General features: G+C 31.5%; 19 protein-coding genes. 7 read left to right on the top strand and 12 right to left on the bottom strand.

Annotated elements, in window-relative coordinates; translation table 11 throughout:
• The first annotated feature begins 65 nt into the window (after positions 1-65).
• From H0I32_RS00890 to H0I32_RS00910, 5 genes are all read left to right on the top strand, one after another.
• On the top strand, positions 66-1,322 hold the full coding sequence (locus tag H0I32_RS00890; RefSeq protein ID WP_173589153.1) for a flippase: 1,257 nt from the start codon (positions 66-68) through the stop codon (positions 1,320-1,322).
• A gap of 13 nt (positions 1,323-1,335) precedes the next feature.
• Positions 1,336-2,013 carry a PrsW family intramembrane metalloprotease gene (locus H0I32_RS00895; protein ID WP_173589154.1) on the top strand — a complete coding sequence of 226 codons (678 nt, stop codon included), beginning with the start codon at positions 1,336-1,338 and terminating at the stop codon, positions 2,011-2,013.
• Positions 2,014-2,170: 157 nt separating this feature from the next.
• Positions 2,171-2,647 carry a biotin/lipoyl-containing protein gene (locus H0I32_RS00900; protein WP_173589155.1) on the top strand — a complete coding sequence of 159 codons (477 nt, stop codon included), beginning with the start codon at positions 2,171-2,173 and terminating at the stop codon, positions 2,645-2,647.
• A 326-nt stretch (positions 2,648-2,973) separates the two neighbouring features.
• Complete coding sequence (gene accC, locus H0I32_RS00905; protein WP_179313020.1) at positions 2,974-4,413, top strand: acetyl-CoA carboxylase biotin carboxylase subunit; 1,440 nt, start codon at positions 2,974-2,976, stop codon at positions 4,411-4,413.
• 114 nt (positions 4,414-4,527) lie between these two features.
• The gene (locus H0I32_RS00910) at positions 4,528-6,069 is read left to right on the top strand and encodes an acyl-CoA carboxylase subunit beta (protein WP_179313019.1); all 1,542 of its coding nucleotides are present in this window, start codon (positions 4,528-4,530) and stop codon (positions 6,067-6,069) included.
• 66 nt (positions 6,070-6,135) lie between these two features.
• Here H0I32_RS00910 and H0I32_RS00915 read toward each other — a convergent pair whose 3' ends face one another.
• Complete coding sequence (locus H0I32_RS00915) at positions 6,136-7,908, bottom strand: ABC transporter ATP-binding protein (RefSeq protein WP_179313018.1); 1,773 nt, start codon at positions 7,906-7,908, stop codon at positions 6,136-6,138.
• A 165-nt stretch (positions 7,909-8,073) separates the two neighbouring features.
• Between H0I32_RS00915 and H0I32_RS00920 the strand changes: the two genes are divergently transcribed.
• Positions 8,074-9,276, top strand: coding sequence for a multidrug effflux MFS transporter (locus H0I32_RS00920; RefSeq protein ID WP_179313017.1), 1,203 nt, complete (start codon positions 8,074-8,076; stop codon positions 9,274-9,276).
• Between the two features lie 5 nt (positions 9,277-9,281).
• Here H0I32_RS00920 and H0I32_RS00925 read toward each other — a convergent pair whose 3' ends face one another.
• The 10 genes from H0I32_RS00925 to H0I32_RS00970 form a co-directional block, all read right to left on the bottom strand.
• A complete protein-coding gene (locus H0I32_RS00925; protein WP_173589160.1) occupies positions 9,282-9,902 on the bottom strand; it encodes an L-threonylcarbamoyladenylate synthase in 621 nt (206 codons plus the stop codon).
• Positions 9,903-10,188: 286 nt separating this feature from the next.
• Positions 10,189-12,528, bottom strand: coding sequence for an ATP-dependent helicase (locus H0I32_RS00930; protein WP_173589161.1), 2,340 nt, complete (start codon positions 12,526-12,528; stop codon positions 10,189-10,191).
• A gap of 95 nt (positions 12,529-12,623) precedes the next feature.
• Positions 12,624-14,198, bottom strand: a complete 1,575-nt coding sequence (locus H0I32_RS00935; RefSeq protein WP_179313016.1) for a hypothetical protein — start codon at positions 14,196-14,198, stop codon at positions 12,624-12,626.
• Between the two features lie 298 nt (positions 14,199-14,496).
• Positions 14,497-16,251 (bottom strand): hypothetical protein, encoded by a 1,755-nt coding sequence (locus tag H0I32_RS00940; protein WP_179313015.1) that lies wholly within the window; start codon positions 16,249-16,251, stop codon positions 14,497-14,499.
• Between the two features lie 155 nt (positions 16,252-16,406).
• Positions 16,407-17,150, bottom strand: coding sequence for a LytR/AlgR family response regulator transcription factor (locus tag H0I32_RS00945; protein WP_217363306.1), 744 nt, complete (start codon positions 17,148-17,150; stop codon positions 16,407-16,409).
• Positions 17,147-20,008: a histidine kinase gene (locus tag H0I32_RS00950; RefSeq protein WP_179313014.1), complete on the bottom strand. Its 2,862-nt coding sequence runs from the start codon at positions 20,006-20,008 to the stop codon at positions 17,147-17,149. The genes H0I32_RS00945 and H0I32_RS00950 overlap by 4 nt, the downstream gene beginning before the upstream one ends.
• Before the next feature lie 105 nt (positions 20,009-20,113).
• Entirely contained in the window at positions 20,114-20,560 is a 447-nt protein-coding gene (locus H0I32_RS00955) for a hypothetical protein (RefSeq protein WP_179313013.1), read from the bottom strand.
• Between the two features lie 62 nt (positions 20,561-20,622).
• Positions 20,623-21,288 (bottom strand): hypothetical protein, encoded by a 666-nt coding sequence (locus tag H0I32_RS00960; protein ID WP_179313012.1) that lies wholly within the window; start codon positions 21,286-21,288, stop codon positions 20,623-20,625.
• 10 nt (positions 21,289-21,298) lie between these two features.
• Positions 21,299-21,739 carry a hypothetical protein gene (locus H0I32_RS00965; protein WP_173589167.1) on the bottom strand — a complete coding sequence of 147 codons (441 nt, stop codon included), beginning with the start codon at positions 21,737-21,739 and terminating at the stop codon, positions 21,299-21,301.
• A 45-nt stretch (positions 21,740-21,784) separates the two neighbouring features.
• Positions 21,785-23,515, bottom strand: coding sequence for a carboxypeptidase-like regulatory domain-containing protein (locus H0I32_RS00970; protein ID WP_179313011.1), 1,731 nt, complete (start codon positions 23,513-23,515; stop codon positions 21,785-21,787).
• A 526-nt stretch (positions 23,516-24,041) separates the two neighbouring features.
• Between H0I32_RS00970 and H0I32_RS00975 the strand changes: the two genes are divergently transcribed.
• The gene (locus H0I32_RS00975; RefSeq protein ID WP_173589169.1) at positions 24,042-24,563 is read left to right on the top strand and encodes a hypothetical protein; all 522 of its coding nucleotides are present in this window, start codon (positions 24,042-24,044) and stop codon (positions 24,561-24,563) included.
• Positions 24,564-24,659: 96 nt separating this feature from the next.
• Here the strand turns inward: H0I32_RS00975 and bshA are convergent, their stop codons facing one another.
• Complete coding sequence (gene bshA, locus H0I32_RS00980) at positions 24,660-25,799, bottom strand: N-acetyl-alpha-D-glucosaminyl L-malate synthase BshA (RefSeq protein WP_173589170.1); 1,140 nt, start codon at positions 25,797-25,799, stop codon at positions 24,660-24,662.
• Positions 25,800-25,823: the final 24 nt, after the last annotated feature.

Below are 25,823 nucleotides of genomic sequence, written 5' to 3' on the forward strand. Positions count from 1 at the left end.
AATAATAAAGTTTCAAACGACTAAAAGTAAACTGTTTTTATATATTTGAAAACCAAATACACTACATGACATCGGTTTTTAGTAAAAAGGATTTTATCGCAACGAAGTGGTTTACTCTAGAGAAATTAATACAATTAATCACAGGTGTATTTATTGTTCCTCAAATATTTAGCACCTTAGGTACCGTAGATATTGGTAAACTTAAATTTGTAGAATCTATACTAGGCATGTTTACTCCCCTATTATTTTTAGGACTATCTGCCATATGTATAAGAGAAATTGTTTTTAACCCAAAACGAAGCGAACAAATTTTAGCCACAGCTTTCTATCTTAGACTCATAAGCTGGATTATTATTTTTATCGGAATTGCTATTTATTATGGCTTATCTAAAAATAGCCCACTTACTAGCTTATATCTAATCATTGCCTTTAGTTATTTATTTAAACTCACCGATGTTTTTGAATATTATTTATTAGCTAAAAAATGGACAAAGATCATATTTATCAGTAAAATTAGTACGTTAATTATTATTGTCACTTTACAATATTATGGTGTTAAAAACCATTTGGATGTTAACTATTTTGCCAAACTTATAATTCTAGACTTCCTGATTCAGGGGGGGATTTATATCCTAATTTTAAAGTATAAAAAGACATTTTCATTTAAGAAATGGAGATTCTCAGGAGACTTAGCAAAATCTTTATTAAAGATGTCATTTCCTTTAATACTGTCTAATGGTCTAATTATGTTTTACATTACTATTGACGAACTTTTTTTAAAATATTTTTTAGGCGATCATGCCAACGGAATCTTTGCTACAGTTCAGTTTTTAGTCATAGCATTAACTTGGAATGTTGGGTTTTCTATCATTAATGCTCTATATCCTTCCCTTGCAGAATCCTTTCAAAATAATAGTTTACTGTATGTGAAAAAAGTAAAAAAAATATTAAAAATCATGTGTTTTTTGGGATTATTAATAGGTGTTTTTTATTCCTTTTTCGGAAATCTTATCTTGAATAATTATTTCACAGAAGATTATACAGAAGCACAAATACCATTATTAATTTTCTGCTGGTCACCGCTTTTTATTTTTATAGGTATGATTTATGAAAAACACTTAATCAACACTAATGATCTTCAAAAAAACGTGTATCGATTTATACTTGGCTGTGTTTCTAATATTATTTTATGCTATTTATTAATTCCTATTTGGCAAGTTACAGGTGCTGCGATTGCGGTTTTAGCAAGTCATTTTATAACCAATATATTATTTATCTTTTTAGACCGTAAAAGCAGAAAACAACTCCTATCTCTTTTTTAATTATTTTTGATTCATGAATTTACTCTTACTAGCCATTGCTCCCGTTTTTAGTATCATTTTATATGTCTATTTTCAAGATAAATATGATAAAGAACCTAAAAAATTACTCATCATTAGTTTTCTATTAGGCGCTATAGTAAGCATCTTAATTGTATTCTCTCTCTATTTTTTCACCGGACGATTAATCCCAATAACTGACCAGTTTAGTATTTGGCAGCAATTTATACAAGCATTTGTAGTTGTGGCGTTGGCTGAAGAATTCAGTAAATATGTCATTGTAAAATACTATGCACAAACTAAAAAAGCATTCAATGAACCCTACGATGGTATTATGTATGCCGTAATGGTTTCTATGGGGTTTGCTTGTACAGAGAACATTATGTATGTTATTGGCGGCGGCGGTTACGAAGTTGCAGTTTTAAGAGCTTTCACAGCGGTCCCAGCGCATGCTGTTTTTGGTGTTATGATGGGCTATTTTATGGGCAAGGCAAAATTCTCAAAAAACAGAGTTTTACTTAATTTTACAGGTCTTTTATTAGCCATTTTATTTCATGGTGCTTACGACTTCTTTTTGTTCATTAATTTTATCCCAGGGATTTCTATTGGTGCATTTGTTTCCCTAATAATAGGGATAATTTTATCTAAAAAAGCGATTAAAGCACATCAAGATAATTCACACTTTAAAGCTTAATAAAACACCGAAAACTTTCATATTAAAAAAAGCATAGAGAATCTACATTTTATAGTTTATCCTATATTTTAAATAATATTTAGCGTTTCACCTTAAATATTTCTTATTTTGCAATATATTAAGCGATAAACAACTAATCACGTAAACTCTCTACTTTATGTACAAAATTAAAGTCAACGCTTCTCACACTTTCGATGTCACAAAAGAAAGTATGGAAACACTAGACGCTATTAAAACAGCACCTAATCATTATCACATTCTTCAAGATAATACCACAATTAAAGCCGAAGTTTTAAATGCTGATTTCAACAAGAAATTATATGCTGTTAAAGTCAACAATAATATTTTTGAGGTGAATATTTGTGATATTCTAGATCAGCAAATAGAAGCTTTAGGCTTTGAAATTGGCGCTTCTAAGCAAGTCAATGAAATTAATGCTCCAATGCCTGGATTAATATTAGAAATTAACGTTAGCGTAGGACAAGAAGTCAAAGAAAATGATGTTTTATTAATTTTAGAAGCCATGAAAATGGAAAACGTCATTCACTCTCCACGAGAAGGAGTTATTAAATCTATTCAAGTCAAAGAAAGGCAAACTGTTGACAAAAACACCCTTTTAATTGAATTTGAATAACTTAAACGTCAGTTCGAGTATTTTGTGAAGCTTCAGAAAAATGTATAGAAAAACATTTTACCACAAAGCTTCTATATCGTTCTATTGAGGTCCATCGAATAATAAAATTCATAAAAGAATTTCACTCAAAGTGACGCTAAAGCTATATTTATTATTCTATTGTTAGTCTGAGTATTCTGACTTTTTTGTTTGAATATATCGAGAACCTGTAAGTAAATAATAACCTTAATTACAATCTTTGAACGACAAATGAATAATTGAAATTACAATAAAAATACTTCCATTTAGAATATCAAAATAAGATACTGAAATAAATTCAGCATAATATGAAAAAATTACTAGTAGCCAATAGAGGAGAAATAGCCATTAGAATAATGCAAACGGCAAAAAAAATGGGTATTAAAACAGTGGCTGTTTTTTCTGAAGCAGACCGTAATGCCCCTCACGTTAAATATGCAGATCAAGCTGTTTGTATTGGTCCTGCTCCATCAAACGAATCGTATTTAAGAAGCGATAAAATTATAGAAGTTTCAAAATCACTTAACGTTGATGCCATTCATCCTGGTTATGGTTTTTTAAGTGAGAATGCTGACTTTGCAGAATTATGCGAAGAAAATAATATTATTTTCATCGGCCCGCGTTCTAAAGCCATCAAGCTAATGGGTAACAAATTAGCAGCAAAAGAAACGATAAAAGATTATAATATTCCCATGGTACCAGGAACAGATGAGGCGATCACTGATATTCCTAAAGCTAAAAAAATAGCAAAAGAAATAGGCTTTCCTATTCTTATAAAAGCTTCTGCTGGGGGTGGAGGAAAAGGTATGCGTATTGTTGAAAACGAAGCCGAGTTTGAATCACAAATGAATAGAGCCATAAGTGAAGCTACATCTTCATTTGGTGATGGTTCTGTATTTATTGAAAAATATGTGGCTTCACCAAGACATATAGAAATTCAGGTCATGGCAGATACTCATGGACACATAATTCACCTTTTTGAACGCGAATGTTCAATACAACGTCGTCATCAAAAAATCATTGAAGAAGCCCCTTCTGCAGTATTAACGCCAGAATTAAGAGAGAAAATGGGACAAGCTGCGATAAATGTAGCGCGCTCATGTGATTATGTTGGTGCAGGAACGGTAGAATTTCTTTTAGATGAAAACTTCAATTTCTACTTCTTAGAAATGAATACCAGACTTCAGGTTGAACATCCTGTTACCGAGTGGATTTCTGGAGTCGATTTGGTAGAACTTCAAATAAAAGTTGCGAGAGGTGAAGAATTAAACATCAAGCAAGAAGATTTACAAATTAAAGGTCACGCTTTAGAACTTCGTGTTTATGCTGAAGATACCATGAATGACTTTTTACCAAGTGTTGGTAATTTAGAAATTTATAAACTTCCTGAAGGAAACAATATAAGAGTCGATAATGGTTATGAGGAAGGCATGGATATTCCTATTTATTACGATCCAATGCTAGCTAAACTGATAACTTATGGTAATACCAGAGAGGAAGCAATTGCACTTATGATAACTGCAATTAATAATTACCAAATAAAAGGGGTACACAGCACATTACCGTTTGGCCGTTTTGTTTGTGAACATGATGCTTTTAGAAGTGGAAATTTTGACACCCATTTTGTAAAAAATTATTACTCATTTAATTTATTAAAAGAACAACATTTATTAGAGTCTGAAATTGCAGCAAAAATTGCATTAAAGCATTTCTTAAAAGAACATAAAATTTTACGAGTTCCTAATTAATCATTGTTAGTCATTAGCAAGCAATGTGTATAGACTCATCTAATCATTTCAGTTAAAACAGTACCAGAATTCTATAAGTTTCATCCTTAATGGTTTTGGAATAATAAAATAAGCATGGACGACAAAATAAAAATATTAAACGATAAAATAGCTTTAGCAAAGCTTGGAGGTGGACAAGCACGAATAGATAAACAACACCAAAAGAAAAAACTAACAGCTCGAGAACGTGTATTATATCTTTTAGATGAAGGTTCTTTTGAAGAAATCGGAGCCTTAGTAACCCATAGAACTAAAGATTTTGGAATGGCAGACCAACAGTTTTACGGTGACGGAGTCGTTACAGGTTACGGAACTGTAAACGGCAGATTAACTTATGTTTTTGCGCAAGATTTTACTGTTTTTGGAGGATCATTATCCGAAACTCATGCCGAAAAAATCTGTAAAATTATGGATATCGCAGTTAATGTCGGTGCGCCCTTAATTGGTCTTAATGATTCTGGTGGCGCACGTATTCAAGAAGGTGTGCGCTCTTTGGGTGGATATGCCGATATATTTTATAAAAACGTTCAGTCTTCGGGCGTCATTCCTCAAATTTCTGCCATTATGGGACCTTGTGCAGGTGGCGCTGTGTATTCTCCTGCAATGACCGACTTTACAGTGATGGTACAAGACACAAGCTATATGTTTGTAACAGGTCCTAGTGTTGTAAAAACGGTTACGAATGAAGAAGTTACTAGTGAAGAGTTAGGAGGTGCAAGTGTGCATTCTTCAAAATCTGGTGTTGCTCATATTACATCTACCAATGATGTAGAATGCCTAGAGGATATTAAAAAATTATTAAGCTACTTGCCACAAAGTAATAAGGAAAAACCAGTTAGTATTCCGTTTGAACTTAAAGAAGAACTTAGAGATGATTTAGAAACCATTGTTCCTGAAAACCCAAATAAACCTTATGATATGCATAAGATTATTACAGGTATTATTGATGAAGATTCTTTTTACGAAATTCATAAAGATTATGCCGAAAATATCATTGTAGGTTTTGCACGCTTAGGCGGAAAAAGTGTCGGTATTGTTGCTAACCAACCAATGTTTTTAGCTGGGGTTTTAGATGTAAATAGCTCTAAGAAAGCTGCAAGATTTGTTCGTTTTTGCGACTGTTTTAATATTCCTTTATTAGTCTTAGAAGATGTGCCAGGTTTTTTACCAGGAACAGATCAAGAATGGAATGGAATCATCGTTAATGGTGCTAAATTATTATATGCATTTAGTGAAGCTACGGTTCCTAGAATTACAGTTATTACAAGAAAAGCTTATGGTGGTGCTTATGATGTTATGAACTCTAAACATATTGGTGCAGACATGAATTTTGCTTGGCCTAACGCAGAGATTGCTGTTATGGGAGCTAAAGGCGCTGCTGAAATAATTTTTAAAAGAGAGATTTCTAATGCGGAAGATAAAGAGGCTAAATTGAAAGAAAAAGAAGCTGAATATGCTAAACTTTTTGCTAATCCGTATAGTGCTGCTGAACGTGGTTTTATAGATGAAGTTATTCTACCTAAAGATACAAGACGTAAATTAATAAAAGCATTTAGTATGCTTGAAAACAAAAATGTTGCGAAGCCAGATCGCAAGCATGGAAATATTCCTTTGTAACCGTAAGCTTATTAAACAATAATTAAAACCTTTCAGACTTTTATAAGTCTGAAAGGTTTATTTTTTTTAAATTTTTGCTTGAAACGTATATAAATCGTAATAACGTCCTTTTGCTTCAAGAAGTTCATCATGAGTTCCTCGTTCTGCTATTTTTCCTGCTTCGATCACTAAAATCTGATCTGCTTTTTTAATCGTACTTAAACGGTGGGCAATAACTATAGTTGTTCTATCATTTGTTAATTCTGATAAACTTTTCTGAATTAAACCTTCACTTTCTGTATCTAAATTAGAAGTGGCTTCATCTAAAATAATAATCTTAGGATCTGCTAAAATTGCTCTAGCAATAGCAATACGTTGTCTTTGTCCACCTGAAAGTTTCACACCACGTTCTCCAATTAAAGTTTCTAAACCATCATCAAAACGATCTGTAAACTCATTAACATAAGCTGCTTTTACTGCATTTTGCAATTGTGCTTCAGTTGCATTAGGTCTCGGAAACATAATATTCTCTCTGATAGTTCCTTCAAATAAAAATTCATCCTGTAAAACAACACCTAAATTCTGTCTAAAACTACTTAATACAACTTTAGATAAATCTTGACCATCAATTGTAATCTCTCCCGATTCTGGATTTAAAAATGTAGCTGACAAACCTGCAATTGTTGATTTACCCGAACCAGAACTTCCAACCAATGCCGTTACAGAACCAGAAGGTGCATAAAAATCTATATTATGAAGCACCGGTTTTCCTTCCTCATAAGCAAAAGACACATTATTAAATTTAATATCTCCTTTAACTTTATCTAATTGAATAGTTCGGTCTTCTTGCTCATCTTCTGCTGCTATATTAATTAACTCCTCCGTACGATCTAAACCTGCTAGAGCTTCGGTTAATTGACTACCAATATTACTCATTTGTACAATTGGCGCAATCATAAAACCTAAAATAAGCGTGAAAGACAAAAATTCACCTGTAGTCATATCTCCAATAATCATGTAATAACCACCAATTCCCATAATTCCGGTTGTTGCCACACCTATTAAAAATGTTGAAGAACTCGTCATTATAGCCGTTGCTGTTAAACTCTTTTTTACATTTTGAAATAGGCGCTCTACTCCTACTTCAAACGTTTTATTTTCTTGCTCTTCTGCATTAAATGCTTTAATAACACGCACACCTGCTAAGGTTTCCGTTAATCTTCCTGTAACTTCAGCATTAATTTTTCCACGATTTCTAAAAACTGGTCTTATAAATTTAAAAGCTTTTAAGGCCACAATTCCAAATAATGAAAGCGGAACAAAAACAAATAAAGTCATCCATGCATTAATTTTTATTAAAATAACTAATGAAATTATTGCTGTAAACGTACCACCAACAAGTTGTACCAAACCTGTACCAATTAAATTCCTCACTCCTTCAACATCGCTCATAATACGAGAAACTAATGCTCCTGATTTTGTATTATCAAAAAAGCTAATAGGTAACGAAAGGACTTTCTTTTGCACTTGCGCACGTAATTCTGAAATTAAATATTGTGCTTGTACACTCAAAATACGTGTTAATAAAAATGAAGAAACAGATTGCACCAAAATAGCAGTAATAACAACACCTATTAGAGTATAGAGTCCATTAAAATCTTTGTTTGGCACCACATCATCTAAGAGCACTTTACTTTGCCAAGGCAAAACAAAACCCGATAAACTACGGATAACAATAAGGATTAATCCTATGAACACCAATTTACGTCTTGGCCAAATAATGGTTTTAAAAGCCGATTTCATTGTTACTTTAGGTTTCTTATTTTTCGGACTCTTAGAACTTTCTTTAAAATGCTGCATTTCGCTTAATTTTTATGCAAATATAAGCCCTAGTCATTTGTTTTAAATGAATAATAAAGGGTTTCATCTTTTAGTGAGCGTTCATATTTAATCGCACAAACCAAAAATCTTATTTTAGTATCTGAGCTATTAAAAATTCGTCAGGAATTAAACTACTTTTGCACAATGCAAAATCAAAAAAGATCGCAACTAGAATTTGTAACACTAATGGCCGCATTAATGGCTATGGTAGCGATTGCTATTGACGCCGTATTACCGGCTTTACCTGAAATGGGTCGTTATTTAAATAGCACAGGAGATACTGAAAATCAAAAACTTATAACGACTATATTTTTAGGAATTGGCTTTGGACAACTTCTTTTTGGTCCACTTTCGGATAGTTTTGGACGTAAACCAATGGTTTATTTTGGTTTCGGAATTTTTATAATAGCCTCCATTATTTGTATGACTACAGATAGTTTTGAAATGATGTTATTTGGTCGTTTCTTACAAGGTGTAGGGCTTTCTTCACCTAGAACAATGAGTATTGCCATCGTTAGAGATTCATATAATGGAGATCATATGGCTAAAATACTTTCTGTTGTTACTATGACATTTATTTTGGTTCCTGTTATAGCTCCGATGTTAGGACAATTCTTATTGATGCATTTTGGATGGGAATCAATTTTTACCGTCAATTTAATTTTTGGGTCTTTAGTGATATTTTGGTTTTGGAAGCGGCAACCAGAAACACTTCATAAATCTTATCAAAAAACATTTCACCTTTCTATATTTAAATCGGGATCTATTACGTTTTTTAGAATAAAATCAGCTGTCGTTTATACTTTACTATCTGGTTTAGTAACAGGCTCTTTTATGGTGTATTTGAGTACGTCTCAACAAATTTTTCAAGTGCAATATGATATGGGAGAATATTTCCCTTATATTTTTGCGAGTTTAGCAGTAACCATTGGCTTATCTACATTTTTAAATAGTGCTATTGTTATGCGATTTGGTATGTGGAATTTAGTACACGTTGCCCTCATCGTTTTTATAATATCTTCCTTTACTTATGTTATTATTTTTTGGTCAGGTGTAAATCCACCTATCGGAGTTTTAATAGGATTTCTAATGGTTCAGTTTGCAAGTGTTGCTTTCTTATTTGGAAACTACAGAGCACTAGCTATGGAACCAATGGGACACATTGCAGGAATTGGGTCTGCACTAAACGGGTTTATATCTACAGTAATGGCAGTGCCAATTGCTAACTTTATTGGTAGCTTTATTAAAACCTCTGTATTACCGCTATTTTTAGGCTTTTTCATCACAGGAATTATCGGTTTAATTTTATTTTATAGTGTAAAAAAACCGGTAAGAGTTAGAGGATAAAAGTTTTAAAAAATATCTATACTACCTTTTCCTTCTCTAATAACTTCTGGAGTATCTGTTGATAAATCTACAACTGTAGAAGCCTCATTATCACCGTAACCACCATCAATAACAAGATCAACTAGATTATCCCATTTTTCATGAATTAATTCGGGATCTGTAGTATATTCTAAAACATCATCTTCATCTCTAATCGATGTTGAAACAATAGGATTACCTAATGCTGCAACAATAGCCAAAGCAATAGAATTATCAGGAACTCTAATCCCTACTGTTTTTCGTTTTTTGAAAGGGTTTGGAAGATTTTTAGAACCTGGTAATATAAATGTATAAGGTCCTGGTAAAGCACGTTTCAAAATCTTGAAAGTGGTTGTGTCAATTTGTTTTACATAGTCGCTAAGGTTACTTAAGTCTTCACATACAAATGAAAAATTAGACTTTTCGAGCTTTACACCTTTAATTTGTGCTATACGCTCTAAGGCTCTCATATTAGTAATATCGCAACCTAAACCATAAACAGTATCTGTTGGGTAGATAATTAATCCACCATTTTTCAACACCTTAACTACTTTTTGAATTTCCTTTGGATTCGGATTTTCAGGATATATTTTAATAAATTCAGCCATAATATTAGTCTTTCAAATAAGCAATATAAAGTAACTCTATTTTAAATATGAATGATCAAAATATAAAATAGTCTTGGAAATTATGATAAAACATAAATCTCAGTTCATATTATTAAATAACACTTACAAGGTATAAAGATATAACAGTTAATGTTAAAAATCAATAAATTAGTAATACAAAGGAACCCAATTTATATCCTAAAAAGGAGATAAATTGGGTTAAAGTTATTTGTGAATAATACAATTCTAAAGTTATAAAACTGCTTTTTTAAAATACAGTTTAAACTTAATTTTTTGTTCTTAATATATTAAGTTTTGCAAAACGCAATAGTAATTTTTTAACATCACCATTCTGAAACTTAATTTCAGCTTTAGCATCTGCACCTGTTCCTTCAAGGCTCATTACTTGTCCCCTACCAAATCGATCATGATTTACGGTATTTCCTACGACTAATTTAGTATCAAATGAGCTTGGTGCATCTTCAGTTTCTGCAAGAGGTTTCATTTTCTTTGGTGTACTAATTTGAAATTTCTCAGGTTTCTTCTTAGAGTCTTTTCTCAAAATTTTTGCTGTTTTTGGTTTCGCAAAACGAATGCGATTTGGTTCAATGTCTCCAAATATAGAATTGTCTAACATTGGATTGACACGTTGTTGTTTTAAGGGTGTTACTATATTTACAAATTCCTCATCAATTTCTTCAATAAATCGACTTGGTTCTGCATCTATTAATTTTCCCCATCGGTAACGCGATAAGGTATAAGTTAAATAGGCTTGTTTTTCGGCTCTTGTTAATGCTACATAAAATAAACGACGCTCTTCTTCTAATTCACTACGCGTATTCATGCTCATGCCACTTGGAAATAAATCTTCTTCCATACCAACAATAAAGACATGTCCAAATTCTAATCCTTTAGCTAAGTGAATGGTCATTAAAGCTACATGGTCTGGATCACCTTTGTCTCCATCTAAATCTGTTGCCAGAGCAATATCTTCTAAAAATTCAGCTAAAGAATCTCCTGCATCTGCCAACTCTAACTGACCTTCAACGAAATCTTTAATACCATTTAATAATTCTTGGACATTGTCCATTTTTACAACACCTTCAGGCGTAGCATCTTTATTAAGTTCTTTTACTAATCCACTTGTTTTAGTTACGTGCTCAGCTAAATCAAACGCATTTGCTGTCTGATTCATTACTTGATAACTTTCAATAAGCGTAACAAAATCTCTTAATTTATTCTTTGTTCCTCCATTGATATTAATATCAATTTTATCGAGGTTTTTTAGAACTTCGAAAATCGTTTTACCGTAACCATTAGCAGCTACAATTAATCGATCTACTGTAGTCTGACCAATTCCTCTTGCTGGATAATTAATAACACGTTTTAATGCTTCTTCATCCGAAGGATTTAAAATTAAACGTAAATAAGCCGTTAAATCCTTAATCTCTTTACGTTGGTAAAATGATAATCCACCATAAATACGGTAAGGAATATCTCGCTTACGTAAAGCATCTTCAATAGCTCTAGACTGTGCGTTGGTACGATATAAAACAGCAAAATCACTATTGTTTAGTTGCTCATTCATTTTGGTTTCCCAAATAGTACTCGCTACATAACGACCTTCATCACCATCGGTTAAAGCACGGTGTACTTTTACCTTTTCTCCAACATCATTAGAGGTCCAAACTATTTTATCTAATTTTGTTTTGTTATGTTCTATTACAGAGTTTGCAGCACCTACAATACATTTTGTAGAACGGTAATTCTGCTCTAAGCGGTACATATTTACACCGTCGTAATCCTTTTGGAAATTTAAAATATTACTAATGTTTGCACCACGGAAAGCATAGATACTTTGCGCATCATCACCTACCACACAGATATTTTGAAAACGATCTGCTAAAGCACGTACAATTAAATATTGAGAGTGGTTTGTATCTTGATACTCATCTACTAATATATATCTAAAACGATCTTGGTATTGTGCTAAAACAGCTGGGAAACGTGTTAAAAGTTCATTGGTTCTTAACAACAAATCATCAAAATCCATACAACCAGCTTTAAAACAACGATCTACATATTCTTTATAAATCTCCCCTATTCTTGGACGCCTCGCCATAGCATCTGCTTCCATTAAATCTGGGTTTTTGTAATACGCTTTAACAGTTACAAGACTGTTTTTGTAAGATGAAATACGGCTATAAACCTGTTTTGTTTTATAAATATCTTTATCAAGCCCCATTTCCTTAATGATAGAACCCATTAATTTTTGAGAATCTTGTGTATCGTAAATTGTAAAATTGCTTGGGAACCCTAAATGATGACCTTCAAAACGTAGAATTTTTGCAAAAACTGAGTGAAAAGTTCCCATCCAAAGGTTCTTAGCTTCACTATCACCAACGATGTCTGCAATTCTGCCTTTCATTTCTTTAGCAGCCTTATTTGTAAAGGTTAATGCTAAGATGTTAAAGGCATCTACACCTTTACTCATTAAATAAGCAATACGAAATGTAAGCACACGTGTTTTACCAGATCCTGCACCAGCAATGATAATCATTGGTCCATCAATCTGTATGGTAGGCGCTAATTGAGCCTCATTAAGCTGACTAAGATACTTTTCCAATCTAAAAATTTTTGAAGATGTAAAATTACGGATTGTCTCATAGTTTTCTGCAATGAATTGAGATTAATTATTAAGAATCTTATAAAATCAATAACTTATTTAGTTCTCATTTCTCCATCACCTGCTATTGCAGACAATAAACCATCCTTAACATTTAACCAAATAAAATTAAAAACAGATTTTGTAACATCCCGATTGACTTGATCTGATTGACCATACCTAAAATTCTGTTTATCTTCATCACTATCTTTTGAAACAAATAAATTAACTAAAGTTGATAAAAAATTATTCTTCTCTCTCCCATCTTTTTTCAAAATTAAAACTTCAAAATCATCATATTTAATTTTTAAATCTATTCGAGATGTGTTTGGATCTCCACTAATTGTAAAATATGTCTGATTTAACTCCCCAGTTAAATCTACATTAAGATTCGGATTTGTAAACTGAGCCAATTGCGTGGCATTAAAAACTCCTAAATCTGCTTTAAACATGAATTGATCTGTGGTATCAGATACTTTAAAATTCCAATCGACATTTAAAGATGAATTTTTCATGAAATTGGTCTGGATAGCAATTGTAGTCTCTTTGTCTCCGAATGTGTTTCCTAAATTTAAAATTTTAGCATTCATTTCTGTAAAATCTAATCGGCCTGCCTCTTCACCTACTTTTACTTTTTCTAAGTATGAAATTTTACCATTTTCTATTTCTATAGATTTTAAACCTAAATTGAAATCTAGCTCCCTTATCATTCTTCCGTATAATAATTTCCTTGAGGTGTCATCAGCAACTAATTTATCTCTATAAATTTCTGCTGCAGGAGATTTTAGATGTACTTTTTCTGAATTGAAATAAAACTTTTCGTCATTATCAATACCAAAATTTAAATCATTTAACCTCAGCTCTGCTATTGTAATATTAAAATGATCTCGTTCTTTATTTAAAATAGAAGAGTATTCTGATTTAGAATATTTCGTTTTTAATTTAAAACCTTTAAAAGTTGCGTTTTTATTAGTAAAATGAATGTCATCAACTAAAATATCATCGTAAGCATTGGTAGCCCATTTTAGGCTTTTAGTATTTAGCTTAAAATTACCATAGGTTATTTTATCCTTTGTTTTTGAAGCTTCAGGGTTTATTTCAAGATTTACAACTTCAAAATTTAACTGAGGAATACTTAAGATTACAGCATCTGTCTCATAATTTGAAACTAATAGATCAGCGTTATTAATCGTTATGCTTTCAACATTAATAACTTGTTTTATTTGTTCTAAAAACCCATTCTTATAATCGTTGTTTTTCACAACCGGATTATGAAGGTATTTGGCAACAAGCGTATTAATATGTAACTCTTCTACTGAAATTTCGTCATTAAAAAGGTAATCCCAATAACTTAGATCTTTAACTTCTATTGTTTTTAGAGTTGCATTAAGAATCGTTTTACTTGTCGTTTCTCCTGTAATTACAATTTTTGGCGTTAGTATTTCTACATCACCACTCCACAGCGCTACATCTATTTCTGAATAATCAATTTTAACCGATTTAGGTAAATCATTAAGAGCAGATTCAATTTTACTTTCAACAAAAGTATTTGCAACAAATGAAAATAGTAATGTAACAATCGCAATAATAGCTATTACAATTAAAACCTTTTTATATTTTGTTTTTGTCATTTTATCTCGTCTTGAAAGATTGTAGATCAATTTACCAAAACGCGTTTAAAACTATTAACCAATACCAATTTTATGTTAACCCAAAAAAATACAGTTAAAAAAACACTAAAGACAACTTTCCTTATTTTCTTGCAATAGGATAGTCTTTTTGATATTACCTAAAACGAAGTCGCTATCCTTTAAAATGTATTATTTTATTCAGAATTACAATGACGATTTATGTCACTTTAAAACTGAGAATATAAAAAGCCATTTCAAAATATGAAATGGCTCTTTAGGTTGTATTCTTCTTTTTCTATTAACTATCTAATAGAACATGAATAGTGATTGCTAAGTTTTTTACGACACCACTCGTATCCGTATAGGTACCTGTTATAGTCATATCGACATAACCTCCTATTGGTCCAAAATTTGATATAGTAAATTGCAGAGTATCTAGTGCATTATAATCCATATCTAACATAGACGATTGTAACCAAAAGTCTGGAGTTGTATAGGTACCTGGTGCGGTTGAAGTTCCACCTACTCCAATTGAACCATCTTCGGATTGACTAGACACTACAAACATGCCACCTACTGGTCCTTCTTGATACGCATAGATATTTATTAAATGATATTCTGCCGGATCACTATTTACTTGAACAGATATAAACTCAGTAACCGCACTACAAGCCATAATACTACCAACGTTAGGAGTGCTTAAATTAAAAGGTAAAACGGTTGTTGATTGAAACGCATCGTAATCTACTCCTTCTAAAGAAAACGTATTTATGGAAGCACATTTAATAATATTCATTGCAAAAGCGCCATTAGTAACTTCAACTGATGCATCTTGATTTCCGTAAGTTAAATTTACATAACCATCTGTAACATTAGCGTTACTACAATTCACTAAATTACCTGATATTGTTTCGGTTATAGCCCCTGAAAGCACAATATCACCATAATTAGTATCTGTAGAAAATGGTCCTATAAGTGTTGAAAATACGACTGCTCCACACTGATCATAAGCCATTAACGTTATGGTTTCGTTTGCAGGAATTAACCCACAGATTTCACCATTTGCATTTGAGAACCCATATCTAGGATAGATTTCACCTGCTCTTTCTAATGTTACTTTTACATTAGAGATTGGCATATTATTATCATCTACAACATTTAAACAAAACGATACCGCTGGAAAAGGAGCATCACAATTCCACCACGAAAAATGAGATACCTCACCAATATATACCCCTCCTATTAAATGAGCTTCACCATCTTCTACCCAATACCCATTGACCTCATCAAAATGCCATAATGGAATTGTTGAAGGTGCTACTCCACTTTGTGCAGGATCTAATGGCATATGTATTTCAGCCAAATGACCGTCTGCTATGTTTAATTTCTGACCAGAATCACCTTTTAATTCCACGTTTAACATACCATACGTTTCTAGTAATTGCTCATCATCGTCATTGTTTATAGCTTGTAAATTTCCAGGCATTACATCATATACATTAGCATGCGCAGGGTCTAAATGATACATATACACATCAACATTGCCAGAGTACGCATTTCCATCTTCATCTTTAAAAGCACCATCGAGCTTTACTTTAGCACCGTTACCTAGAGACACTTCACTATTTATTCCTGAAGACACAGAACCTGTTAGGTTTTTAGCAACAAGCATAATACGCACATTACTTATACCCTCTGTAGGCACTAAGGTTTTTAAGCCTGTAATAAAACCTGCTTTTTCTGCCGTTACATAAGCTTGTCTTTCATTAACAGAAGCATTTTTAATCATAAAAATACCATTGGCGTCCGTTGTCGCTATCTTGCTTCCTATTACGACGCTTACATCACTTAAAGGCATAGAAGATTCATCTATTATTTTACCTATAAAGTCCCTTTGAATACTTGCGCCTTGATCTATAGCACCTATGTCATTATGGTCACTGCCAGAAGATGTATCGTTGAAACCTTCCTCTTTTTCACAGGATGTAAATAGAACGCTAAACACTAGAACTAATGCTAGTGAAATTTTAGAAATTGCTTGTCTTGTTTTCATATTGTTTTGAGTTAAGAGTGTTGTTAATTTATTATCACCCTTATATCAAAACAAGCTTCGATTTGTTACCCTATTTTTTAAATTAAATTAAAATTTTAATTGCTAATGGCTTGAAATTGCATTGCGCTTCTATCTTATTTTACTCGTAAGTCTACTTAATTAAATAGCTCTAGAAACGCTTTTTTATTAGCTCTAGAAATTGGAATACGTTGTTTATTTTCTAATACCAAATACCCTTCGTTTTCAAAATGTCTCACCTTATTGAGGTTTACAATATGCGATTTATGGCATTTAAAAAAATTAGAGGACACCACTTTTTCAAACTTCCCTAAGTTGTAAGAACTCATTAAAGTAGAATTATCTTCTAAATGGATTTTAGTATAACCTTCATAGCCTTCAATATGTAAAACTTCATCTTGAGGAATAAAGGATAAGCCCTTAACGGTAGGAACAATCAGCTTATTATTTTCTGTAACTGTAGTTGAAATTAACTTTAACAACTTTGAATTCAGTTCTACATTCTCTTGAGCTTCCACGCTTTTAATCGCTTTCTCAACGGCCAACTTTAATTCTATGTTGTCAATCGGCTTTAGAATATAATCAATCGCATTTTGCTTAAATGCTTGTATCGCATATTCGCTGTAAGCTGTTACAAATATGACCTGAAAATCGATCACATCGACAGCTTTTAACAACTCAAAACCATTAATTCTAGGCATTTGTATATCTAAAAACACCAATTGTGGCTTCAACTCTTTTATAGCCACAATAGCGGCTTCTGGTTTTTGGTAACTGCCAACAATAGTTATATTTGGAAATAAGTTTTTAAGCTTTTTCTGCAAACCTTTGATATTCGATATTTCATCGTCAACGATTATAGCTGTTAATTCTTCTATCATAGTTTTTGCATTATAAATGTGGATTTATTCCCTTTTTCGTATTGCTCTGGATGTAATTCTTCTTCTGTATATGAAATATTCCATTTTTTAGAGTTATTTAAAAAATGAAGTCTATCTTTTAAAACACTAGATGATTTCACTCCTTTTCGATGACCTTTTTTAGTATTTACAAATCCAACACCATCATCTATAATTTCAACAATTACAATATCTCCTTCTCCTTTTTTAAAATTAACGGTAACTATTCCGTTGTCTTCTTTATTGAATATTCCATGGTTTATAGCATTTTCAATAATAGGTTGCAGTGTCATCGTTGGAATTTTCAGATCTTCTATATAAAGATTTTTATCTACATTAATTTCAAAATTCAATTTCTCCTTAAAACGTAGTTTTTCTATTTCTAAATAACTTTGAAGCAAGCTTATTTCTGAAGCTAATGAGATTTCGTTTTCTTTAGAGAGTTCGAAAAATTGTCTTATTAGTTTAGAGAATTTCACCAAATACCTTTCTGATGCTTCAAAATCATTTTCATTAATATAAAATTGAATAGCTGCTAGAGAATTAAACACAAAATGTGGATTCATTTGAGAGCGTAAGGCTTTTAACTGTAATTCAATTAGTCGTTTATCTTCAAATACCTTTTTATTCTTTTTAAACTGAGAACGCTTCACAAAAAATCTTGAAATTAACGCAACAACAAATACACTTACTCCAACAATTATGATTTTAAACCACAAGGTTTGCCACCACAAGGCTTCTATTTTAAATCTTATTTTTTTAGAAATTGATTTATTGTGAATATTAAACGTGTAATCACCTGGTTTAAGATTATTAAAGTTTACGGTGTTAATTGCTGTATTCTCCCAATTGGTTTGCAATGGTTCTAGCTTATATAAATAATCCGCATTCTTTAACTTATCTTCAGAAAAATCAATACTTTCAAATTTAAATTGTATTGTATTATTATTCACATAATCAAACACGGAATTACTTTTAGATATCTGCTGCTGATTATAGGTTGCTTCATTTATAAAAACATCAATTAACAAATCTTTTCTTGTCTGATTTATAGGTATAATGGCTAATCCGTTATTAGTACCAATAATTAAGTCTTTTTCTGTAGCATAAACTGTGTTAACATTATTATTTGGCAAACCATCATTGACATCGTAATACCTTATAAGTTTATACTTATCATTGATTTTACGATAACGTAAAATACCTGAATTAGTAGCTAACCAAATATTATCTTCATTTATAAATGCATCTTGAACAATTAAAAACTCTGAGTTATCTAAAGCTGTATTTGTTTTTAAATCTGAAATATAACTTCCATAACCATCGGTATTAATTAATATTTCGGTCTGTGAAAGTGGTTTTATACTTAAAATAGGTTTATTGAAATTTTTATTTTTAAAATCTACTTTTTTAATGGTATCATCTTCTAATTCTTTTAAACCATTATTAGTTGCTATAATTAAACGTGACTTAAAAACTAAAAAGTCATTAGAGCCTTTAAGAATAATATCTTTTTTAATATTAAAGGTTTTAGAATCTATTTTAAAAATCCCGAAAGAATAAATCCCATATAAGTTAGAGTTAAAAAATGTAAGTTTCTTTACAAAAGAGTTAATATACAACGATTGTTTTCCGCTTGTGGTAAAGTTTATAATATCTCTTTTTCCGTTACTTTCAGAGATTAAACCAGACTTCTTTAAGAAGAAAGTACGTTTGAGGCTATCTATATACACAGATCCAAAATTATAGTCGTTAGACACTATATAAGATTGAAAAACTTTATTAATCTCATTGTATTTAAAGAATCCCTTATTGTATACACTAGCAATCAGATGACTTTTAATAAATTTTAAATCTTGAATTTTCTCATTATTGAAACGATAAGCTATATTTTGTTTTATACGCGGTAATTTATAAACACCATTTGTAAATGTAGATAGCCATATGGTATTCTGCTTATCTATATAGCCAAAATGTACATTCAATTCTAAAGGAAAAATAAAAGGATTTATAATATGAAGATCTTTATTTAATGTCGCAACAAAACGGTCTCCACTGATTTGAATTGAATTTCCTACTAAATTAATTCTAGGATATTTTAGTGTTTCTATACCAACTTCATCTTTGAATTTAAAACTTTTTAAAACGAATGTTTTTAGATTTAAAAAGCTGTATGATTTTTCAGATACCCAAAAAAATAAGCTATCACCTATCTGACCTTTAGTACTATTTTGATTGATAATATGTTTAGTAGAGCTCTTGCTTAATAGATTATTTTTTTTATCATAAACAGTCAGACTTTCATCTTCAAAACTTACACCTAAGTAAGCTACTTTGTCATTAAAAACTTTGGTATAATCTTCATGTTTATTGGCTTTAGGCGTGTTTTTATAACTGTGCCAAACATTGTCTTTTAAATGATAAACATTTTTTGGCCCACCAGGATAAACATTATTATTCAACTGAATAGTGTATATAGGATTTAAAGTCTCTTCCCTATTTTTACTCGGAAAAGAATAAACACTATCATTTTCTATATATCCTAAACGTGCGGATTTAGACATGTACCAAATTTTACCATCTGGTGTAGGAAACGCATCCCATACATCATTATTAGGTAAACCTTGTTTGGTTGTAAAAGTTTTAAATGTTTTTCCATTATACCTAACCATTCCCTTATCTGTTAAAAACCACATAAAGCCTTTAGCATCTTGCATAATAGTATAGACGTGATTACTAGGTAAATCGTCTTTAGTTGAGTAGTTGGTATATTGTTGCGCAAATGATAAACTCCATATCAAAATGAAATAGATTGTGATATGGAGTTTGTTTTGTTTCAATATAATTGGCGATCTTAATTTATTACGAATACTATGGTTAAATATAGCCGTAAATTTAGTTTTTAGTTCTTTTTCAGTAAGAAATACATTCTATAGTTTTTACTATTATAAAACTTCATCTATTACAACGCAAAATTCAACTTCTATACTGCCATAGGTAACGTCATATCTCATTTCATCACCCACAGCACTCCCTGTACGTTGGCAGGTTACAGTTACCAATTGATCTGGATTTCCATTTACAGAAATCCAACCTATACCTGTTTCATTTTCGATTAGCACATTTGTTGTAAAAAATATAGTAGGAGAACTTGTAAAAGAAGCTATTTCTATGCCTGACGCACCATAAGGTCCGTTACTATCATTTGGAAAATACTGCGTATTTAATTCTGATTCTGCTAATATAAGCTGATCATCAATATTAGCGTCATAATAAGAAAATCCCTTATAATTACACTCAGCAATATTAGTTGCATTATCGTCATCATTATCACACGAAACCAACCCCAAACAAATTATAGCAATTATGCTTAACTTTTTAATTATTTTCATGTCTTTTATTTTATGTTTGAATTAATTAGTCTTTAGAAAAATACGCCTTCAAAGATTAATATTTAATCTAATATGATACCTAAAGTACCTTCATAATGCCCTGTAATTGATGTACTATCTGAGGCTAAAAAAGTATAATCAATATCGATAGTGCTGTTAGCAGGCGTATTGTAATCAATATTTATAGCATTTATTATCACCGTAGGACCTACAGTTCCTACATAATACCAAACCCCACTGGTTTCAGGAAGGTTGCTATATTCAATTCCATTTTCTGTTCCAAAGGAAGCTGAAACGACCCCATCATAAGCTATTAAAGAATCTGCTGAAAAATTAGGAGTACCAGTACTTATACTAGAACCTATATAAGTGTTTCCTGCTGAAATAAATCCAGTACCTAAATTAGTATTATCAGTTACTAAAACTTTTATTAATGCTAATTTTGAAGTACTATCAACTGAATAAGCATATTCATAACCGACACCTACATCTCCAAAAGAATCCGTGATTCTACCATCTGTAAACATAAAATTATAGTGATCAGGATAACCATCTGCATTATTGTCTGATTGATCAATAGATATATAAGCATTTACCGTTTCGTGAAATGTTGAATTTATTGTAAATCCATCTGTTGAAGCTGCTGACGTCGCATCATCGTTATTATCGCAGCTAAAAAAAGTCAATACTATAACCGACATCAATACGTTGTTTATTAATGATTTCATAATTTGCTTTTTAAGGGGCTACATAATCAATTACAACACATAATTCTACCTCTTCACCTGAGGCTAGTACAATGTCTAATCGAAGCTCATCTCCTACTGCACTTCCCGCTCTTTGACAAGTTACCACACCTGAATGATTTGTACCATTGATTACTATTTGTGGATTTGAATCTACAGCCCCCACCGTAAGTGCTCTTGTTACTACAAATGTACTTCCTGGATTGACCGAGTGATATACCTCAACAGCAGGAATACCTGGCCCATCATTATCTGGAAAATAATCTGTAACTAAGTCCGATTCAGGTATTAAAGTTAGTGTCCCTTGTATGTCTGCTGTAAGTCCTTCATAATTACAAACACTTATGTTTGGAGCATTACCATCATCATTATCACAGTTAAATAGAGTAAGTGTAATGGCTAGTAATAAAATTGTTTTTAAAATTGATTTCATAATAATTTGAGTTTTGATTAAATTAATTTTTGAATTTTCTATGCTTTAAGAATCTCTCCTAGAATGTATGGTTCCAGAAATTGAATGTGTTACACCTGCATCATCTACATAATCACCAGAAAAAGTAACACTAATGTAGCCTCCAATAGCATCGTAACCTGTTATTACAAATTGAAAATTTGATGTTGTAGTTATATCTGTATCTAAATTGATATCTGCGATGTACAAGAAGGCATCAAAATCAGCCAAAGTATACGTCCCTAATACTGTAGTATCAATACTAAAATGTAATTCTCCTGCTCCAGATACTGCGTTAATATTAAACCCTCCTTCTGTATCACTATACCCCATTACGTTTATGGATGTTATAGGTGTTTCATCATCTACTTGGTAAGTAAAAAATTCATCAACCGCATTACAAGAAATAACTGTTCCTAAATCAGTAATTGGCTGTGCTAATGTAAATGGAATTTCTCCTGTAGATTGTGTCGTTAAGTAATCAATCCCTTCTATAGAAATACTAGTATCTGAATTACAGATTAAGGTACTAATTTCAAAAGTCCCATTTTCGATTACAGTATAGCTTGTAAGAGCTCCGTAATTTAATTGTACATAGCCTTCTGTAATAGGATTATAATCACAATCCAAAAAGTTACCTGTAATAACTGTTGGTTGAGCACTACCTGCTGAAATTACAATAGTTTGACTTGAGCCAGTAAAACTAGAACTAATATAATTGGTATAGATTTCATTACCACAGTAATCATAAGCAACTAAGGTTATCGTTTCACCTACAGGAATTAACCCACAAATTTGACCTTCTGAACTTGAAACACCTACTACAGGGAAAGGGTTAATACCGAAACTTAAGTCAACTTGTACATTTGCTAACGGATTTCCATTATCATCTTCAACATTTAAACAAAATTCAGTCGTTGGAAAGTTAGCATCACAATTCCACCATGAGAAATGAGCTACGGTACCAACATATTCGTTTCCTGTTTTTGTTGCAAACCCTTCTTCTACCCAATAACCAGCACCTTCATCAAAACTCCACAAAGGTATTGTAGCTGGTGCTTCTGTTAATTCTATTGGAATTGGCATTCTAATTTCAGCTGTACTTCCTGTTGCTAGTTGTAAGGCATTACCAGAAGCATCTGTTAAACTTACATGAAGCATTCCGTAGGTTTCTAAGACTTCAAATTCATCTGAAGTCGTTTTCCCTAATAACATTCCTGGCATTTCCTTGGCTATTGTAGGACTTGAAGGATCTATATGATTAATAGAATAATGAACAGAACCTGAATATAAATTTCCTGAAGCATCTTCAAAACCACCGTTAAAAGTTACTTTGGTTCCGTTAGGCATTAATATTTCATTATTTGCGGGTAATGCTTGTACCGTCTCTGTTAAAAGCATAATAACAACAGAATTACCACCTTCTGTTGGCACTACTGATTTCATACCATTTAAGTAACCTGCTTTAGTCACTTGTATATAGGCAAACTTCTCTTGCACATCTGCACCTTCTATTACAAAGACACCATTAGCATCCGTTTGTGCTGTTTTTACTCCTATAGTTACTGTAGCATTACTAAGAGCTATGTTAGACTCGTCAACTACAGTTCCTATAAAGTCTTTTTGGATTACAGCACCAAATTCAAATTCTTGGTTAACTCCTTGTAACGATCCATAATCTCCAGAATCATCTGTTTCACAGTTAAACATTGTCATTGCCATAAAAAGCAATACAAATAATTTAAAATTTAATTTCATATTCGTTTAGGTTTAAAATTTGATTTTAAGAAATATTCTATTTTTATAAATCAGTTTTACACTTTGAAAACCGATACTCACCCTTATATCAAATAACTCATAAAATTGTTACCTCTATAAATGCTTTTTTATTTACAACTTGTATTAGTTACATATAATTACTTGCGTAAATGTGATATGAATTTGTGCATTAACATTATTACCTATATTATTTGTAATGTTTTTATCAGCTAAAGGAACTATAAATTTTATGATGTACTTCTAGATAAATTGAAATTCTATTTAAGAAGAAATTAATTTAAGATTTTAATGAAAATCGCCAGTGGTATAGTTGACAATCTAACCACTGACGATTATTCCCCTCACTAATTTATAGTATTATAAAATTAAGCCAATAGGCAGAATTAACATATAGCCATTAGATTTTGATGCAGTTTCATTCAACCAAAAACAACACTCATTCAATTAACGGTTTTGTTTGTACAATAGATTGAAAGGTTTTAAGTTTGTATTCTAAATTTATGCCATGGATATTGATAAGATTATCGAACTACTTTTTAATATAGCACCTGCTGCTATCGTTGGTGCAATTGCATATTATTTCTTTAGAGAACATGTAGAGAATGAAAACAAACGAAGACATTTTTTATTGAAAAAAGATTTACAAAAGGAAAGCTTCCCTTTACGCTTACAAGCTTACGAGCGTTTATCACTTTTTTTAGAACGAATTTCACCTTCAAAACTTTTAACAAGAGTTAACCCTACGTCTTCTAATAAAACAGATTACGAAAGTTTATTAATTGCAACTATAGAACAAGAATTAGAACATAATATATCGCAACAAATTTATGTAAGTGATCAATGTTGGTCTATTACATTGGCTGCAAAAAATGCAACAATTCAATTAATTAGAAAAGCCGCTATGAAAGAAACAACAGATAGTGCGAATAAGCTTAGAGAAGTTGTTTTAACTCACCTAATGGAAAACCCTGCTCCGAGTAGTGCTGCTTTGGCTTATATAAAGCAAGAAGTAAGTGAAATGTGGTAGAAATCATATTATTTAAACACAAAAAAGTCTTCCAATTTGGAAGACTTTTTTGTGTTTAATCACTTTCAAAATTAGATAAGAAAATGAATAACTATTTTATTCTGTTACTAAAAATTCTTTTAGTGTTTCTTCATAAATTTTCTCATACATCGGTACAATATTTCTTAAATCGAATTTCTGAGATTGCACTTTAGCATTCGCCTTAAATTTTTCTAATGTTTTAATATCAGATAAGATTTTAACAGCGTTAACAGACATATCTTTAATGGCATTAACATCACTTAAATACCCAGAAAAACCATCTTCATTAACTTCTGGTAACCCTCCTGAATTAGTAGAAATAACAGGAACACTACTTGCCATAGCTTCAAGTGCTGCCAGACCAAAACTTTCTGTTTGTGATGGTAATAAAAACAGATCACTAAAACATAAAATACGATCTATTTCATTACTATTTCCTAAGAAAATAACACGATCACTAATTCCTAATTCTTCAACTAAATGTTCTGCTGCTTCTTTTTCTGGCCCTTCACCTACCATCATTAGTTTTGCGGGTAGTTCTTTTTGAATATTATAAAAGATCTTTATAACGTCTGGTATACGTTTTACCTCTCTAAAATTACTAATATGTGTTACAATACGCTCATCATCATCTGCCATCATACCACGTTGACAATCTGTAAATTTATGTTCGTGCTTTTCGAGATCAATAAAATTAGGCACAACAGATATTTCCCTTTTAATGTCGAATAATCTTTGAGTATCCTTCTTTAAACTTTCTGAAACAGAAGTTACCGCATTAGATTTATTAATACTAAATGTTACTGCAGGTTTATAAAATGGATGACTCCCTACTAGGGTGATATCCGTACCGTGTAATGTAGTTACAATAGGTACAAAAATCCCTTCATCCTTTAACATTTGCTGTGCCATATAAGCGGCATAAGCATGAGGAATCGCATAGTGTACATGTAATAACTCTATACCATATAACTTTACCATATCCACTAATTTACTAGACAATGCTAGCTCATAAGGTTGATATAAGAAAAGTGGATATTCAGGAACATGAACTTCATGAAAATGAACATTATTACTCAACAATTCTAATCTTACAGGTTGACTGTAAGTTATAAAATGAATCTCGTGACCACGTTTTGAAAGTTCTAAACCTAATTCTGTAGCTACAACTCCACTGCCTCCAAATGTTGGGTAACAAACTATTCCTATTTTCATTTTAGTTTTAAATATTTAAAATTA

This window comes from Winogradskyella sp. HaHa_3_26 (assembly GCF_019278425.1).
GTDB lineage: Bacteria > Bacteroidota > Bacteroidia > Flavobacteriales > Flavobacteriaceae > Winogradskyella > Winogradskyella undariae.

What these genes read in the sequence shown, in the direction of transcription:
- H0I32_RS00890 (WP_173589153.1), top strand. Translation starts at nt 66, where the DNA reads ATGACATCGGTTTTTAGTAAAAAGGATTTTATCGCAACGAAGTGGTTT.
- H0I32_RS00895 (WP_173589154.1), top strand. Translation starts at nt 1,336, where the DNA reads ATGAATTTACTCTTACTAGCCATTGCTCCCGTTTTTAGTATCATTTTA.
- H0I32_RS00900 (WP_173589155.1), top strand. Translation starts at nt 2,171, where the DNA reads ATGTACAAAATTAAAGTCAACGCTTCTCACACTTTCGATGTCACAAAA.
- accC (WP_179313020.1), top strand. Translation starts at nt 2,974, where the DNA reads ATGAAAAAATTACTAGTAGCCAATAGAGGAGAAATAGCCATTAGAATA.
- H0I32_RS00910 (WP_179313019.1), top strand. Translation starts at nt 4,528, where the DNA reads ATGGACGACAAAATAAAAATATTAAACGATAAAATAGCTTTAGCAAAG.
- H0I32_RS00915 (WP_179313018.1), bottom strand. Translation starts at nt 7,908, where the DNA reads ATGCAGCATTTTAAAGAAAGTTCTAAGAGTCCGAAAAATAAGAAACCT.
- H0I32_RS00920 (WP_179313017.1), top strand. Translation starts at nt 8,074, where the DNA reads ATGCAAAATCAAAAAAGATCGCAACTAGAATTTGTAACACTAATGGCC.
- H0I32_RS00925 (WP_173589160.1), bottom strand. Translation starts at nt 9,902, where the DNA reads ATGGCTGAATTTATTAAAATATATCCTGAAAATCCGAATCCAAAGGAA.
- H0I32_RS00935 (WP_179313016.1), bottom strand. Translation starts at nt 14,198, where the DNA reads ATGACAAAAACAAAATATAAAAAGGTTTTAATTGTAATAGCTATTATT.
- H0I32_RS00940 (WP_179313015.1), bottom strand. Translation starts at nt 16,251, where the DNA reads ATGAAAACAAGACAAGCAATTTCTAAAATTTCACTAGCATTAGTTCTA.
- H0I32_RS00945 (WP_217363306.1), bottom strand. Translation starts at nt 17,150, where the DNA reads ATGATAGAAGAATTAACAGCTATAATCGTTGACGATGAAATATCGAAT.
- H0I32_RS00955 (WP_179313013.1), bottom strand. Translation starts at nt 20,560, where the DNA reads ATGAAAATAATTAAAAAGTTAAGCATAATTGCTATAATTTGTTTGGGG.
- H0I32_RS00960 (WP_179313012.1), bottom strand. Translation starts at nt 21,288, where the DNA reads ATGAAATCATTAATAAACAACGTATTGATGTCGGTTATAGTATTGACT.
- H0I32_RS00965 (WP_173589167.1), bottom strand. Translation starts at nt 21,739, where the DNA reads ATGAAATCAATTTTAAAAACAATTTTATTACTAGCCATTACACTTACT.
- H0I32_RS00970 (WP_179313011.1), bottom strand. Translation starts at nt 23,515, where the DNA reads ATGAAATTAAATTTTAAATTATTTGTATTGCTTTTTATGGCAATGACA.
- H0I32_RS00975 (WP_173589169.1), top strand. Translation starts at nt 24,042, where the DNA reads ATGGATATTGATAAGATTATCGAACTACTTTTTAATATAGCACCTGCT.
- bshA (WP_173589170.1), bottom strand. Translation starts at nt 25,799, where the DNA reads ATGAAAATAGGAATAGTTTGTTACCCAACATTTGGAGGCAGTGGAGTT.